Here is a 15,374-nt window from a genome sequence, read left to right as displayed (position 1 = left end):
CGTACACCCCGTGGAACGTGCCGGCGCGGATCGTGCACATCAGCCCTGATTCAACGACTCTCCGCGCGGGGGATCGGCCCCTCCGACCGGACCGCGAGCAAGGTCTACCCGGGCACGGTCCTGGTCACGGCCGCCAACACCACGGGCTCCGCCCACCAGACCATGACCATCACCTACAACCCGTACCAGGGCAAGGACCGTCCGGCCGTCGGGTTCCCGCCACGCCGGTTTCCGCTGTTCCCCTCCTACCGGATTACCGCCCTCCGTCAACCGTTGCGAAACGGTCATGGATCGTTCGCTGGCCCCGGGGCAATACTGCGAGGACACCGCGGTGCCTTCTTCCCGTCGGTGATCGCTTGTCTTCCAGGGGGAATTGACGTGCGTACACCTCGTTTCCGGAGATCGGGGGTGGCTGCCTCGGCAGCCGTCGCCGCCATCGCGCTCGCGGCGGGTCTCACCACACCCGTCGCCGCCGCGGCCACGACCGGCAGCTCCGAAGTCCAACCGGGTCAACAGCCCGCCGGGCAGGGGTTCACCCAGCTGACCCTGATCACGGGGGACCTGGTCACCGTGGACCCCGAAGGCCGTCCGGTCGGCTTCGCCCCGGCCAAGGGCCGGGAGAAGATACCCGTGTCGGTCCGCCGGGACAAAGGGGGCAGCAGCCTCGTCCCGCTCGACGCCCGGCACCTGATCGAGTCCGGCCGGCTCGATCCCCGCCTCTTCAACCTCACCGAACTCTCCCGCCCCGAGTACCGCAAGGCCCGGGGCGACCAACTGAAGCTGATCGTCCGCTACGACGGCTCCGCCCCGGCCGCCAAGTCGGCTCTGCGGTCTGCGGGCGGCCCGCGCGTGGACCGTACGTACGGACTGCTCAACGCGGAGGCCGTGACCGCCACTCCGGCGGGTGCCGCCGCGCTCTGGAAGGGGCTCACCGGCCGGCAGGGAGGCGCCGCCCCGCCGGCCGCCCCCTCCGGCATCGCCTCCGTCTGGCTCGACGGCATCCGCACCGCCGGCCTGGACAGGAGCACGCGCCAGATCGGCGCCGACAAGGCCTGGGCCGCCGGGTACGACGGCACCGGCGTGAAGATCGCCATCCTCGACACCGGCATCGACACCGGCCACCCCGACCTCGCCGGCCGGGTCGTCGCCGCGGCGGACTTCTCCGAGTCCGGCAGCACGGCGGACCGCTTCGGCCACGGCACCCACGTCGCCTCCATCGCCGCCGGTACGGGGGCCAAGTCGGGCGGGAAGTACAAGGGCGTCGCGCCGGGGGCCAAGCTGCTCAACGGCAAGGTTCTCGGCGACGAGGGCTACGGCAGCGACTCCGGCATCCTGGCCGGCATCGAGTGGGCCGTCGCGCAGGGCGCCCAGGTGGTCAACCTGAGCCTCGGCGCGCCCGACGCGCCCGGGATCGACCCGATCGAAGCCGCCGTGAACCAGCTCTCCGCCGACAAGGGCGTCCTCTTCGCCATCGCCGCCGGCAACGACGGGAAGTCCGGGCCGGGCACGATCGACTCCCCCGGCAGCGCCGACGCCGCCCTCACCGTGGGCGCCGTCGACAAGGCCGACGTCCTCGCCGACTTCTCCGGCACCGGCCCCCGCGCCGGCGACGGAGCCGTCAAACCCGATGTCACGGCCCCGGGCGTGGGCATCACCGCGGCCGCGGCCGTCGGCAGCGCCATCGAACGCCAGGTCGGCCAGAACGCGGCGGGCTACCTCACCCTCTCGGGCACCTCCATGGCCACCCCGCACGCGGCCGGCGCCGCCGCCCTGCTCAAGCAGCAGCACCCGAAGTGGACCGGTGCCCAGATCAAGGGCATCCTCACCGGCTCCGCCGAGCCCGGCCCCTACAACGCCTTCCAGCAGGGCACCGGCCGCATCTCGGTCGGTCAGGCGCTCGGCCAGTCCGTCGTCGCCGAACCCCAAGCGCTGGCCTTCGCCAACGCCCTGTGGCCGCACGAGGACGACGCCCTCGTCACCCGCAAGGTCACCTACCGCAACCTGGGCACCGCCCCGGTCACCCTGAAACTGTCCGCCACGGCAACCGGCCCCGACGGGAAGCCCGCCCCGGCCGGTTTCCTCGCCTTCGCCCGACCGAGCCTCACCGTCCCCGCCGGCAAGACCGCGTCGGTGGACCTCACCCTGAACACCCGGCTCGGCGGCTCCGTCAACGGCCGGTACACCGGGCAGGCGGTGGCGACCGCGGCCGGGCAGAGCGTCCGTACGGCGGTCGTCGCCGATCGCGAGGTCGAATCGTACGAGGTGACCATCCGCCACATCGGCCGGGACGGCAAGCGGCCGGCCGGCTACTTCAGCAGCCTTCAGGGCGTGAGCGGGCTGGCCACCGGCCGGAGCTTCAGCAACCACGAGGGCTCCGACTCCCAGACCGTCCGCGTCCCCAAGGGCAGCTACATGCTCGACTCCCAGCTCCTGGCCGACCCGGAGAACGCCGAGGAGGGCCTCGACTGGATCTCCCAGCCCCGCCTCGACGTCACCCGCAACACCACGGTCACGGTCGACGCCCGCACCGCCAAGCCGGTGGACATCACGGTGCCCTCGGACCCGGCCGTCATCGGGTTCATCACCCCCAGCTACGAGTTGCGCGTCGGCGGCGTCGGCTACACCTTCGGATGGTGGCTCTACGCCGGAATCCCCCTGCGCACCCGCGGCCAGGGACCCGAGCCGGTCGCGGGAAGCACCCTGACCCAGCGGTGGGACAAGCACGCGGTGTCCGAGACGGAGGAGTACCACACCACGCTCGGCGGCCCGGTGCGCACGCTTGCCACCGGCTACACCCGCCATCTGAAGGCCTCCGACCTGGCCACCGTGACCGTCGACCACGGCGCCTCGGTCCCTGACAAGGAAGGCGTCGTACGAGCGGTCGGCCGGCTTCCGGGCAACAACGGCCCGAGCTCCATGTGGCAGCCGCGGCTCCTGCCGAACACGGTGACGCTGCACCTCTCCTCGGTCGACGGAGTGAAGTGGGACCTGTCCGCCTCCCAGTTCGGCCTGGACGCGAACGGCTATCAGGTCGCGGAGACCTCCTACGCCGTCGAACGCGCCTACGCGGGCGGTCGCACCCACCGGGAACGCTTCAACACCGCCGCCGCCGGGCCCCGGGTGGACACCGCGGCGGGACTCGGCCTCTACCGCAAGGGCGACCGGATCTGGGGCACGTTGCCGCTGCTCGCGGACGGCGCCGGGCACGACGGCACCGGCTTCCACGCCAAGGGCAGGACCGTGCTCTACCGCAACGGGGTCGTCGTCGGGAACCAGGATGCCGAACTCCGCGACGCCAAGCCCTTCGCCGTCGCCTCCGGTGAGGCCTCCTACAAGCTGGTGGCCTCCTCCACCCAGTCCGAGACCGTCAGCCGCACCTCGTCCAAGGTGACCGCGACCTGGTGGTTCCGCTCCGGCACCACCCCGACCGGCACCCCGGCCCAAATCCCCGCCTCCGTCGTCCGGTTCGCACCTCCGACACGTCTGGACGGGACCGTCAACGCGGGCCACCCGCTCCGGGTCCCCGTCACCGTCCAGGGCCCGGCGGCCGGCAAGGGGCTGAAGTCCCTGACGGTGTCCGTCTCCTACGACGACGGCTACACCTGGCAGACCCTGCCGGTCCAGGACGGGGCGGTCACCACGCAGACCCCGCCGGCGGGCGGCCACGCCTCCCTGCGCGGCACGGTGGTGGACACCGCGGGCAACAAGTCCGAAGTCACCGTCCTGCGCGCGTACTTGACCGACTGACCCGTACCGCACCTTGTGACGAGCCCGGAGGCCTCGCCTCCGGGCTCGTCACGACGACTGCCGGTGCGCCCCGCAGGGAAGCTTTCGGGTGGAGATCAGCGTCGAGAATGAGGGCCATGAGAACCCAGACCTTCACCATTCCCCCGGTGCGGACCGGCTTTCGCTGGCGCATCAACCCACACCACTCCGCCGAGATGGACGCCGACGCCAATGCGTGGGCCTTCGGGCTGTTCAGCGACGATCCGCGGGTGCCTGCACCGGTGCACGCCGACAACTACACGACGTGGGCGGCGCTGTGCTTCCCCGACGTGGGCCCCGACCTGCTGACCCGCTGGTGCCGCTTCAACGCGCTGTACACGGTCATGGAGAACAAGCAGGAGGCACTGTACGAGACGAGCGGCGCCGGCAGCGCCGAACGGCTGTGGGAACGCACGGTCACGCTGCTCTTCCGGCAGTCGCACGCCGACGACGTGTTCGCCGCCGGTGACTGGGGGGACGGACTGCCCCGCATCAACCTGACGGCGGCCATGACGATCGCCGAGACCCTCCCGGAGCCGCTGGCCCGGTACTTCCTGCGGCGCATCGCCTACATGGCGCAGGCCCAGCACCAGGAGGACCAGGTGATCCGCTCGCCCCGCATGGGCTGGGGAGAGTACCTGGAGTACCGGCACGTCAACTTCGGCGTCCCGCTGTTCACCGCGACCCTTCCCGCGTTGCTGGAGCGGAGCCTTTCCGCGGAGGAATGGGAATCGGCCGAGCGGGCGCAACTCGAGCGGCTGACCGCACATCACTGCTGCCTCGTGAACGACCTGTACTCGTTCCGGAAGGAATGGGACGACAGGAACGGAAAGAAGGCGCACGTCCAGGCCGTCTCGGTGCTGCAGCACGTGTACGGCCTGGGCATACAGGAAGCCCTGAACAGGCTCGTCGAGACGATAGAGGAGACGGAACGCCGGTTCGTCGCGCTCCGAGCGCGCTGGGCCCTCACACCGGGAGCCGACGAGTACTGCGACCGCCTCGAGGACATGAGCGCGGGGAACCTGCGCTACCACCAGACTTCGGCACGATTCCACGGGGACGGATTCGAGGGCGTGTTCACCGGCGGGGAACTTCAGGTGACCGGAGGAGGATCCGGACGGCCGTAACCGGTCATGGGGCCGCCTCCCGACGGGCTCCTCCGCCCCCGGTGCTCGGGCAGGATGGCCGGGTGCAGACATCGGAGTTGATCGCGAGGGCGGCCGGACTGTCCGATCGGGGCGCCCGGCGGATCCTCGGCATCGCCGGGCCCCCCGGCGCGGGCAAGTCGACCCTGGCGGCGCTGATCGCGGACGCGCTCGGGCCGGAGCGTGCCGTGGTGGTGCCCATGGACGGGTTCCACCTCGCGCAGGGCGAGCTGGACAGGCTCGGGCGGGCCCAGCGCAAGGGAGCCCCGGACACATTCGACAGTGCCGGATACCTCTGCCTGCTCCGCAGGCTGCGGGCACCCGGGGAACGCACCGTCTACGCACCGGCCTTCGACCGCTCGCTGGAGGAGCCGATCGCGGGCAGCATCGCCGTCGGCCCGGGCGTGCCCCTGGTGATCACCGAGGGGAACTACCTGCTGCACGAGGCGCCGGAATGGGCCCCCGTGAGGTCGCTCCTGGACCAGGCCTGGTATGTGGCGCCCGACGAGAGCCTGCGCGTGCGGCGCCTCGTCGACCGGCACGTCCGCCACGGCAAGGACCCGGAGTCGGCCCGCGCCTGGGTCGCCCGCTCGGACGAACCCAACGCCCTCCTCGTCGCCCGCGGCCGCCACCGCGCCGACCTCGTGGTCAACCCCGGCTGACGATCGGGGTACGTCGCTCCGGCACAGGGTGTGGCCCACGAGCGGGTGCTTCGCCGTGGGTGGCCGGAACTCGCCCGAGGTCGCGGCTCCGCCCCGTACCAGCTGGTAACTTGCGCGAGTTGATCATGCTTGCGGCCGCGGCCGGCCATGCTCCCGGCCCGCGCCGCCCCACCCCTCGTTCAAGGAACCACAGTGGCACGTACCGCCCGGACGACCTCCCTCGTCTCCACGTCCGCCCTCGCACTCGCCCTCTCCCTCCTCGGCGCCGCCGCCCCCGCGTCCGCCGCGGACGCTCCCACACCACACCTGGACTCGGTCGAGCAGACCTTGCGCCAGGTCTCGCCGGGCCTGGAGGGATCGGTGTGGGAACGCACGTCCGGCAACCGGCTCGGCTCGTCCGAGCCCGGGGGCGCCGACTGGCTGCTCCAGACGCCCGGCTGCTGGGGCGACGCCACGTGCGCCGACCGGCCCGGATCGCGCCGTCTTCTGGAGAAGACGCGCCAGGACATCGCCGAGGCCCGCCAGACGGTGGACATATCGACGCTGGCACCCTTCCCCAACGGGGGCTACCAGGAGGCGATCGTCGCCGGCCTCAGGGAATCGACCCGTAAGGGCAACCGGCTGAAGGTGCGCATCCTGGTGGGCGCCGCACCCCTCTACCACTCCACGGTGATCCCGTCGTCCTACCGGGACGAGCTGCTCGCGCGGCTCGGCCCGGCCGCCGCGGGCAGCATCACGCTCAACGTGGCCTCGATGACCACCTCGAAGACCGCCTTCTCCTGGAACCACTCCAAGCTCGTGGTGGTGGACGGCAGTTCGGTCATCACGGGCGGCATCAACAGCTGGAAGGACGACTACCTCGACACCACCCACCCGGTGAACGACGTCGACCTCGCGCTCTCCGGGCCCGCGGCGGGCTCGGCCGGCCGCTACCTCGACTCCCTCTGGGACTGGACCTGCCGGAACAAGAGCAGTTGGAGCGCGGTCTGGTTCGCCGCCTCGCCCGGCGCGGACTGCATGCCCTCCCTGCCCCGGCCCGCCTCGCCGCAGGGCGGGGGCGACGTGCCCGCGCTCGCCGTCGGCGGACTCGGTGTGGGCATCCGCCAGAACGACCCCGCCTCCCCGTTCCGCCCGGTGCTGCCGACGGCCGGCGACACCAAGTGCGGGATCGGCCTGCACGACTACACCAACGCCGACCGGGACTACGACACGGTCAACCCGGAGGAGAGCGCCCTGCGGGCCCTCGTCTCCAGCGCGAGCTCGCACATCGAGATCTCCCAGCAGGACGTGCACGCCACCTGCCCGCCGCTGCCCCGCTACGACGTACGCCTCTACGACGCCCTGGCCGCGAAGCTCGTCTCCGGGGTCAAGGTCCGCATCGTCGTGAGCGATCCGGCCAACCGCGGCACGATCGGCAGCGGCGGCTACTCGCAGATCAAGTCGCTCTCCGAGGTGAGCGACGCCCTGCGCGGCCGGGTCACGGCCCTGACGGGTGACGGCGCCCGGGCGCGGACGGCCCTGTGCGAGAACCTTCAGCTGGCCACGTTCCGCGCGTCCGACGCGCCGACCTGGGCCGACGGCAAGCCGTACGCCCAGCACCACAAGCTCGTCTCGGTCGACGGCGCCGCCTTCTACATCGGCTCCAAGAACCTCTACCCCTCCTGGCTGCAGGACTTCGGCTACGTCGTCGAGAGCCCGGCCGCGGCCGCGCAGCTGAAGAGCGATCTGCTGGACCCGCAGTGGCGCTACTCGCAGGCCACCGCGACGTACGACCACACCCGCGGCCTCTGCCAGGGCTGACGTCCGCGCTCCACGGCGTGGCCCGGGCCGAGGGCTTGCCCCACGGCGACCCCCCTCGCCGCGCGCTGGAGGTGGAGGGACGGAAGCGTTCGATCTCCACCCGTCTCTCCACCCCTGGGTCCAGGCGTCGGGAGCCGCCTCACAGCAGGCTTGGGGGCATGACAACGACCGAGTGGATCACCGACATCGCCCTCCTCCTGATCGTCTTCCGCCAGCTCCGGGAAGGCCGCCTCGACCTCAGGTCCTTCCTGATCCCGCTGGGCATCGTGGCCTTCGTGGCCTACTCCTACCTGGACACCATCCCCACCGCCGGCAACGACCTGGTGCTGATCTCGGTCCTGGTCGCCGTGGGCGCCGCGCTCGGCATCGCGGGCGGCGTCTACACCCGGGTCCGTACGGTCGGGGAGCACGTCCTGGTCAAGGCCGGTGCGGTGGCGGCGATCCTGTGGGTCGTGGGCATGGGGGCGCGGATGGGCTTCCAGCTGTGGGTCGAGCACGGCGGCGGCGCGGCCGATGTCGCCCGGTTCAGCGCCGCGCACCAGATCACCAGCGACAAGGCCTGGGTGGCGGCCTTCGTGCTGATGGCCCTCACCGAGGTGGTCACGCGGCTGGCGACGATCTTCATCCGGAGCCGCAGCCTCACGGTGGCCCGCCCCGCGCCCGTGCTCAACCGTACGGTGTGACCGTGCAGTATGTTCTGCGCATGCCCCCGACGAAGACCCCTCCGCCTCCGGGAACGGCACCGTCCCCGGAGGCGGAGGTGCGTCCGGTTCCGGGACAGGACCCGAGGGTCCGGTGGGCCCTGACCCTGGCGGTCGTCGTTGTCGGAGCCGTGACGATCCGGCCCATGGGCTTCAGCGGCCGGGGGCTGGCCGTCGCCGTCCTCTTCGTGGTCAGCGTGGCCGCCCTGCTGGCCCGGGGCCTGCCCGAGAACCCGGCGACCCAGCGGTTCGCCCCCGCCTGGCTGACCGGCGGTGTCATCGCCGCGGCCGCCCTGATCGGCCTCAGCAGCAGCGGTACGGCCTACCTCTTCGCGTTCTTCCTGGCCGGCCACGCCGGATACCGGCTGGAGACCAAGTGGGCCCTGGCGCTCGCGGGACTCTGCAGCACGCTCTGCGCCGGCGCCATCTACCTCGGTACCGGGCCGGAGCAGCAGCAGCTGCCGTGGCTGCTCGGCCTGGCCACCGGCACTCCGGTGCTGGTCGGCATCCTCAACCGCAGCCAGCGCCAGGCGGTACGGGCGGCGCTCGCGGCGTCCGAGTCCGCCGAACGCGCCGCCCGGGCCGAGGCGCGGACGGCCGTGCTGAGCGAACGCGGCCGGATCGCCCGGGACGTGCACGACGTACTGGCACACTCGCTGGCCGGGATCAACATGCAGCTGGAACTGGCCGACGCGCTGATCGACACCGGCGACCTGGAGAAGGTCCGGGAAGCCAATGCCAAGGCCCACGCCCTGGTCAAGGAGAGCCTGAAGCAGGCCCAGTGGACCGTGCACGCCCTCCGCGAGGACGCGCTGCCGCTGGTGGAGAGCCTGACCGCGATGGTCGGATCCGCGGGCGGCCAGGCCGGCCTCACCGTGACCGGTACGGTCCGCGAACTCCCCGCCCGAGTGACCCAGAACCTCCTGCGGATCGCCCAGGAGGCCCTGACCAACGCCGCCCGGCACGCGCCGGGGGGCTCGGTCCGGGTGGAGCTGGGCTTCGCCGCCGCATCGGTGACACTGGGGATCCGCAACGGCCCCGGCACGCGCCCGGCGAGCGCGGGGCCCGGAAGCGGGATGGGCCTGATCGGAATGCGCGAACGCGTCGCGCTACTGGACGGAACCGTCACCGCCGGCCCGGTCACCGAAGGGCCGGAGCGGGGCGGATGGCATGTGGAGGCGTTGATCCCGGGATGAGCGAACCGACCGAGGAACGTCGCAGGTTGAGGGTGGTCGTGGCCGACGACCAGGCCGCCGTCCGGGAACCGCTCGCCGCGGTACTGGGCCTCGCCGAGGACATCGACGTCGTGGCGGCCGCCGCCGACGGGACGGAGGTGCTGGCGGCCGTCGCCGCCGGGCCGGTGGACGTCGTGCTGATGGACCTCAGGATGCCCGTCATGGACGGGATCGAGACGACCCGCCGGCTGGGCGAGCAGTACCCGCAGGTGGCGGTGGTCGTGCTCACCACCTTCGCCGACGACGACTCGATCCTGGGCGCACTGGGCGCGGGAGCCCGCGGATACCTGACGAAGAACGCGGGACGCAAGGACATCACCCGCGCCATCCGGGCCGCCGCCGCGGGTCAGTCCGTACTCGACCGCGAGGTACAGGACCGGCTGCTCGCCACCGTCAGGAACACGGCCGCGGCCCCGCAGGCCCCCGTGCCGGGCTCCGCCCTGCCCGAGGACCTCACGCGCCGCGAACGCGAGGTCCTCGCGCTGATCGGCCAGGGCCTGCCCAACCGGGGAATCGCCGAGAAGCTCTTCGTCAGCGAGGCCACCGTGAAGACCCACATCAACAACCTGTTCGCCAAAGCGGGCATCCCGGACCGGGCGGCGGCCGTCCGGCGGGCCATCGAAGCGGGCCTGGCCTGACCCGGTCTACCGGGTGGACCGGGATGCCGGGGGTTCAGCCGGTTTCCCGGGCTCCTTCCGGACGTGCCGGGGGCGCTTCGGGGTCGGGGTCCGTGAGCTCCGGTTCCAGGCCCTCCGTCACCGTCGTGGGACGGCGTCCGGTATCGGCCCGCCAGGCTTCGAAGGCCAGTGTCGTCGCGGTGACCACGGCGATCCCCAGGAGCCAGCCGCCGGCGACGTCGCTGACCCAGTGGACCCCCAGGGCGACGCGGGTGTAGCCGACGCCCGCCACGGTGAGCAGCGCGAGCGCCCAGGGCAGTGGGCGCCACCTGGGCGGCACCAAGGGCAGCAGGACCAGCAGCAGGACGGCGCACGAGGTGGTGGCCGTCATCGCGTGTCCGGAGGGGAAGGAGAACCCGGGCGCGTGGGCGACTGGATCCGGCAGGTGCGGGCGCGCCCGCTCGACGGCGGTCTTGACCAGGAGCCCGATCAGGCCGCCTGCGACCGCCGTGACGGAGGCCCAGGCCGCGAGCCGCCAGGCCCGCCGGCTCACCAGCCACACCACGAGCACGGCCACCAGCAGGCGCATGGTCACCGGATCCCACACCCCTTCCGAGAGGACGCGCAGGAAGCGCACCGCGTCGGGGTGGGCGAGCGCGGCGGTGTGCAGGCGCTCGGCCGTCGCCCGGTCCAGCCGGTGCAGCGGAGGCCACTGGGACTCCACCAGGACCAGGGCGAGCGCGAAGGGCACGGAGGCGAGGGCGGTCGCGACGGCGGCGAGTGCGAGTCTGGCGCCGAACGTGGCGTCCGTCCCGGCGTGCCTCTTCAGCAGGCTCCGTAGGGGGCTTCGTGCGGGACCGTCTGTGCGCCGTGCCATGGTGCCGGGTTCCTCTCGTGGGCCGGTTGCGGGCTCCGGCCGCCAGTCGAAGGGGTGGAGGGATGGGGATGGGGGATGCAGGAAGAACGGGGGTGTCAGACGCCGGGGTCGGCCGTGACGGGCTCGTGCACACCCGCCCTCACGGCTTCCAGCTGGGCCGCGAAGGAGAGGCCTAGGAAGAGCGCCATCGAGGTGAGGTAGGACCAGAGCAGCAACGACACGATCGCGCTGAGGGGCCCGTAGACGCTGGTGAACGAACTGCTTTCGCCGATGTACAGGCTCAGGGCCCATGTCGCCAGGTTCCACAGCACCAGGTGGACGACGGCGCCGAAGGCCAGCCAGGTGTAGCCGGGCTGACGGCGGCGCGGGGAGAGGCGGAAGATCGCACTGGTGGCGAGGACGGCGAGCAGGATGCCGACGGGCCAGCGGAGAACGTCCCAGGCCCGCACCGTGGTGGGAGAGAGCCGGTAGACCTCGCCCAGCGCATGGGTGAGGTGCGTGCCGAGCACGGTGAGGATGAAGCTGAGTCCCAGGGGGAGTCCCGCGAGCGCCGACATCACGAGGCCGCGGGTGTACTTCTTGAGGAAGGGCCGGTCCCGCTCGTTGCCGTATATGCGGTTGGCTCCCCGTTCGACCTGGCAGAGGCTCGTGGTGACGTTGACCAGTGAGAACAGCAGGCCCAGCCACAGCGCCGCCTGGCCGCCGTCGCCGGCATGGCGTCTGCTTTCGCTGAGCGCATCGTCCACGACGGCCTGGCCGGGCCCGCTGGTGAGCCCGCGGATGGTCAGCTCGACCACGCGGCCCGCGTCCTCGGTGTGCAGGACACCGGACAGCCCGACGGCGGCGATGGCCAGCGGGACGATGGACAGGACCGTTTGCAGGGCGAGCGCGCGGGCGTGGCTGAAGCCGTCCGCGTAGCGGAACCGCACGAAGGAGTCGCGTGCGAGGCGCCAGCTGCCGTAGCGCCGCAGCGCCGTCCACGCCTCGTCGGCGGACAGTTCCTCACCACTCACGTCGTGCTGCTGCGGTACCCGCCGCGCCGTGCCCATCGCGTTCCTGCCTTCTCGTGGAGCCTGCGAAACCTGCGAAACCTGCGGAACCAGACCCACCGCGACCCCCGAGCGCGCAGGGCCCGCAACCCGTACGCGGACGGCCTCGCCTCAGGGCGTCGGGCCGGGAGCCGACGGAAGGGGTGCGGGCCGGTCGGTGCACGCACCGGCCTCTTCCGCGGCGGCGGGCGCCCCGGGCGCGCGGGGCAGGTACACCCTCAAGGCGCCCGGCTCGACTTCCGCGGTGAGGCGGACTCCGTCGCGCACGGCATCGCCGTCGAGTTCGCGCGGCTGGGGCACGGCGCAGCGGACCTCGATCCGGGTGGCGGTGAAGTACTCCAGCGCTCCCCCGGCTTCGCTGCGCCCCGGCGTCCCGCCCCCGGGCCCGGTGACGGCTCCCGCTCCGGTGGGCGCCGGCACGCCGCGGCCCAGGAGGCGCGCTGCGAGGTGGCCTGCCGCGGTGAACCATCCGGCCGGGCCCTGCGGGTCGAACAGCACCACTTCCAGGCGTCCGCTGTCCGGCCGCGCCGTCGGCAGGAGCGGCAGGCCGCCTTGGAGGGTGCCCACGTTCCCGATGACGACCATGCGGGCGCGGCGCCGGAGGCGGCGGCCGCCGTCGATGCGCACCGTCAGCCGCACACCGGGATCGTTCAGGTGCCGCACGGCCGACAGGACGTACGCGGCCCAGCCCATCCGCGACTTGAGCCGCGGGGAGGCGTCCCGGACCATGGCGGCGTCGAACCCGGCCCCGGCCATGACGGTGAACCGCGTCTGCGCGAGGCCGTCGCCCCGGACCCGGCCGACGTCGATCCCGAAGCTGTGGCCGGCCAGTGATCCTTCGAGGGCGGCGACCGGGTCCATCGGGAGGCCGAGGTTGCGGGCGAAGAGGTTCCCGGTGCCGCAGGGCACCAGGGCCAGCGGGATCCCGGTGCCGGCCAGGACGTCGGCGCAGGCGCGCAGGGTGCCGTCGCCCCCGCAGACCACCACGAGGACGGGCCGGACGGCGGGGAGTTCCTCGGCCAGGGTGCCGCAGGCGCTTTCGGCGGAGGTCGGGATCCAGTGCACGTCCCGGTAACCGTGGCCGCGCAGTACGGCGCCCAGCCGGTCGGCGAGTTCCTCGGGGCAGCCGTGCGGGTGGCGCACCACGATGACGGGACCGTCGGTGCCAGTGGCGGGGACGTCGGTGCGGGTGGCGGGGGCCGGGACGGGCCGCTGGGCGCGGGCCGGTTCCGGAGCGGACCCGCGCCCGTGCAGGAGCGCGAACCCGATGATCAGCAGGGTCGCCGCGCCGTTGAGCAGGCCGCCGACGACATCGCTGGGGTAGTGCATGCCCCGGTACATCCGCGCGAGCGCGACGGCCGGCGCCATCAGGAGCAGTGACCCCGCCACGGCGTGACGCCAGGGGCCGCGCATGCGCAGCACGGCGATGACGGCGAGGCCCCCGTAGAGGGCCACGGACGCCCCGACGTGTCCGGAGGGGAAGCTCGACGTGGGCGGCGCCACGTCCAGGTGGGGTACGTCGGGGCGGGGCCGGTCGACGAGGGAGGTCACCAGCAGGAACACCGCCGACTGCACGGCGACCGAGGCTCCGAGGAAGAGCGCTTCGGTCCGGAGCGGCGGGCGGGGAAGCACGAGCAGGCCGACGATGCAGACCAGTGTCACGCCGACGACCACCTGCGTGCTCGCGAGCAGGGAGAAGAACTCCGATACCGCGTTGGCGACTTCGCCGCGGCGCTCCACCAGCTCCCGCCCGGCCGATCCTTCTTCCGACAGCGGCGGGCTTCCGGCCGCCGGCCCGGTGACCAGGCGTCCCAGGCCCACCATGAGGGCGGCCTGGACGGGGAGGAGGAGCAACGGCCACGCACCGCGCACCGAGGGACCGCGACTTCTTTCCATGAGGCGCTTGTGGCCCGTCAGGGCCGGATGATGCGCCGGGCGCGGGCCGAACCGGCCCGGAGGTGTCTTCGAAGCAGGGCTCCGGAACCCTCGCAGCCGTCGGATAGGGTCCTGAGCGCTATTGGTCCGAACGAGGAGTGCCGGTATGACTGACAGTACGCAGCAGCTCAGCGGTCCAACGGCCGCGACCGGCGGCGGCGACAGCGGGCTCACGGACGAACGGATCCACCGCATACGCCGGCGTCTGGAGCGGCTCCTCGGCATCGCCGCGACCGAGGGCAACAGCGTACGGCCCCTGCGCAACGGGGACGCGATCTTCACCGCGATGCTGGAGGCGATCGGCGGTGCCCGGCACACCGTCGACATGATGACCTTCGTCTACTGGCGGGGCGACATCGCGCGCCGTTTCGCGGAGGCGCTGACCGACCGGGCACGCGCGGGGGTGAGGGTGAGGCTGCTGCTGGACGGCTTCGGCAGCCGCCTGATAGAGCAGGACCTCCTGGACCGGATGACCGACGCCGGAGTGGAGGTCGCCTGGTTCCGGAAACCGCTCCTCCTCTCGCCCCTCAAGCAGAACCACCGCTGCCACCGCAAGGTCCTCGTGGTCGACGAGCAGACGGCCTTCACCGGAGGCGTCGGCATCGCCGAGGAATGGTGTGGTGACGCCCGCAACCCCAACGAGTGGCGCGATACGCATGTCGAGGTCCAGGGGCCCGCGGTCGACGGCATCGCGGCCGCCTTCGCCCAGAACTGGGCGGAGTGCCACGCGGAACTCTTCGACGAGCGCGACCGGTTCGTCAGCCACGAGCCCAGCGGGGACGCCATCGTGCAGGTGGTGCGCGGCTCGGCCAGTTTCGGCTGGCAGGACATGCAGACCCTGATCCGCGTGGTCCTGGAGTCGGCTGAGGTACGGGTTCGTCTGGCAACCGCCTACTTCGCCCCCGACACCTACTTCATCGACCTGCTGTGCGCCACGGCACGCCGCGGCGTGGAGGTCGAGATCCTCCTTCCCGGGCCCCATACGGACAAGCGGGTGTGCCAGCTCGCGGGCCAGCACCACTACGAGGCGCTGGTCGCCTGCGGGGTGCGCATCTTCCAGTACCAGCCGACGATGATGCACGCGAAGGTCATGACCATGGACGGTGTGGTGTCCCTGGTCGGCTCCACGAACTTCAACCGCCGGTCCCTCGATCACGACGAGGAGGTCATGCTGGCCGTCATGGACGCCGGGTTCACGGCCGTCCTCGATGCGCACTACGACGAGGACCTCAAGGCCAGCGAACTGATCCGGCCGGACCGCTGGAAGCGCCGTTCGGTCCTGCAGCGCGCCCGGGAGACGGCCGTGCTCCCCATCCGCCGCTACCTGTAACCCCCTCGCCGGGGCGGACGGCTACGCGGGCGGGGCGCCGAGGGGGAGGTAGGCGGTGATCGTCTTTCCGTCGCGGCCGGTCCGGATCTCCGTACGGTGGGCGAGTTTGTTCACCAGGAGCCAGCCGAACCCTCCCGGCGTCGACGCCGGTGTCCCCGGTGTGAAGGGCAGCAGCGGGGAGGCGTCCGAGACCTCGACCGCAACGGCGTCCGGGAGGCACAGGACGTGGAAGCCGGTGACGCCGCCCGCGTTCCGTAT

Annotated in this window: 10 protein-coding genes and 2 pseudogenes; 8 read left to right on the top strand and 4 right to left on the bottom strand. The window is 72.3% G+C overall.

Annotation, left to right across the window (positions count from 1 at the left end):
• Positions 1-162 precede the first annotated feature (162 nt).
• The 7 genes and pseudogenes from ACFWNV_RS14995 to ACFWNV_RS14965 form a co-directional block, all read left to right on the top strand.
• Positions 163-1,860 (top strand): annotated as a pseudogene (locus tag ACFWNV_RS14995) (S8 family serine peptidase); the annotation flags it as partial.
• 2,003 nt (positions 1,861-3,863) lie between these two features.
• Positions 3,864-4,892: a terpene synthase family protein gene (locus ACFWNV_RS14990; RefSeq protein WP_383945979.1), complete on the top strand. Its 1,029-nt coding sequence runs from the start codon at positions 3,864-3,866 to the stop codon at positions 4,890-4,892.
• Between the two features lie 62 nt (positions 4,893-4,954).
• Positions 4,955-5,572, top strand: a complete 618-nt coding sequence (locus tag ACFWNV_RS14985; RefSeq protein ID WP_383945976.1) for a nucleoside/nucleotide kinase family protein — start codon at positions 4,955-4,957, stop codon at positions 5,570-5,572.
• A gap of 192 nt (positions 5,573-5,764) precedes the next feature.
• The gene (locus ACFWNV_RS14980; RefSeq protein ID WP_383945974.1) at positions 5,765-7,372 is read left to right on the top strand and encodes a phospholipase; all 1,608 of its coding nucleotides are present in this window, start codon (positions 5,765-5,767) and stop codon (positions 7,370-7,372) included.
• Positions 7,373-7,530: 158 nt separating this feature from the next.
• The gene (locus ACFWNV_RS14975; protein ID WP_383945972.1) at positions 7,531-8,055 is read left to right on the top strand and encodes a hypothetical protein; all 525 of its coding nucleotides are present in this window, start codon (positions 7,531-7,533) and stop codon (positions 8,053-8,055) included.
• A gap of 2 nt (positions 8,056-8,057) precedes the next feature.
• On the top strand, positions 8,058-9,269 hold the full coding sequence (locus ACFWNV_RS14970) for a sensor histidine kinase (RefSeq protein ID WP_383945969.1): 1,212 nt from the start codon (positions 8,058-8,060) through the stop codon (positions 9,267-9,269).
• Positions 9,266-9,946: a response regulator gene (locus ACFWNV_RS14965; RefSeq protein WP_383945966.1), complete on the top strand. Its 681-nt coding sequence runs from the start codon at positions 9,266-9,268 to the stop codon at positions 9,944-9,946. Before ACFWNV_RS14970 ends, ACFWNV_RS14965 begins: the two co-directional genes overlap by 4 nt.
• A gap of 34 nt (positions 9,947-9,980) precedes the next feature.
• On the opposite strand, the gene ACFWNV_RS14960 is transcribed toward ACFWNV_RS14965, so the two are convergent.
• The 3 genes from ACFWNV_RS14960 to ACFWNV_RS14950 all read right to left on the bottom strand — a co-directional run bounded on the left by ACFWNV_RS14960 (position 9,981) and on the right by ACFWNV_RS14950 (position 13,747).
• Positions 9,981-10,802 carry a phosphatase PAP2 family protein gene (locus ACFWNV_RS14960; RefSeq protein WP_383945963.1) on the bottom strand — a complete coding sequence of 274 codons (822 nt, stop codon included), beginning with the start codon at positions 10,800-10,802 and terminating at the stop codon, positions 9,981-9,983.
• Positions 10,803-10,897: 95 nt separating this feature from the next.
• Positions 10,898-11,851, bottom strand: a complete 954-nt coding sequence (locus tag ACFWNV_RS14955) for a YihY/virulence factor BrkB family protein (protein WP_383945960.1) — start codon at positions 11,849-11,851, stop codon at positions 10,898-10,900.
• 111 nt (positions 11,852-11,962) lie between these two features.
• Entirely contained in the window at positions 11,963-13,747 is a 1,785-nt protein-coding gene (locus tag ACFWNV_RS14950) for a diacylglycerol kinase family protein (RefSeq protein WP_383945957.1), read from the bottom strand.
• Between the two features lie 145 nt (positions 13,748-13,892).
• Here ACFWNV_RS14950 and ACFWNV_RS14945 point away from each other — a divergent pair, with 145 nt between their 5' ends.
• Positions 13,893-15,116: a phosphatidylserine/phosphatidylglycerophosphate/cardiolipin synthase family protein gene (locus tag ACFWNV_RS14945; RefSeq protein WP_383945955.1), complete on the top strand. Its 1,224-nt coding sequence runs from the start codon at positions 13,893-13,895 to the stop codon at positions 15,114-15,116.
• A gap of 21 nt (positions 15,117-15,137) precedes the next feature.
• On the opposite strand, the pseudogene ACFWNV_RS14940 reads toward ACFWNV_RS14945, so the two are convergent.
• A pseudogene (locus ACFWNV_RS14940) lies at positions 15,138-15,374 on the bottom strand (ATP-binding protein); the annotation flags it as partial.

The sequence above is a fragment of the Streptomyces sp. NPDC058401 genome (assembly GCF_042722885.1).
Classification (GTDB): domain Bacteria; phylum Actinomycetota; class Actinomycetes; order Streptomycetales; family Streptomycetaceae; genus Streptomyces.
Note: the sequence above shows the minus strand (reverse complement) of the source record. Positions and strands in the feature narration are given on the sequence as shown.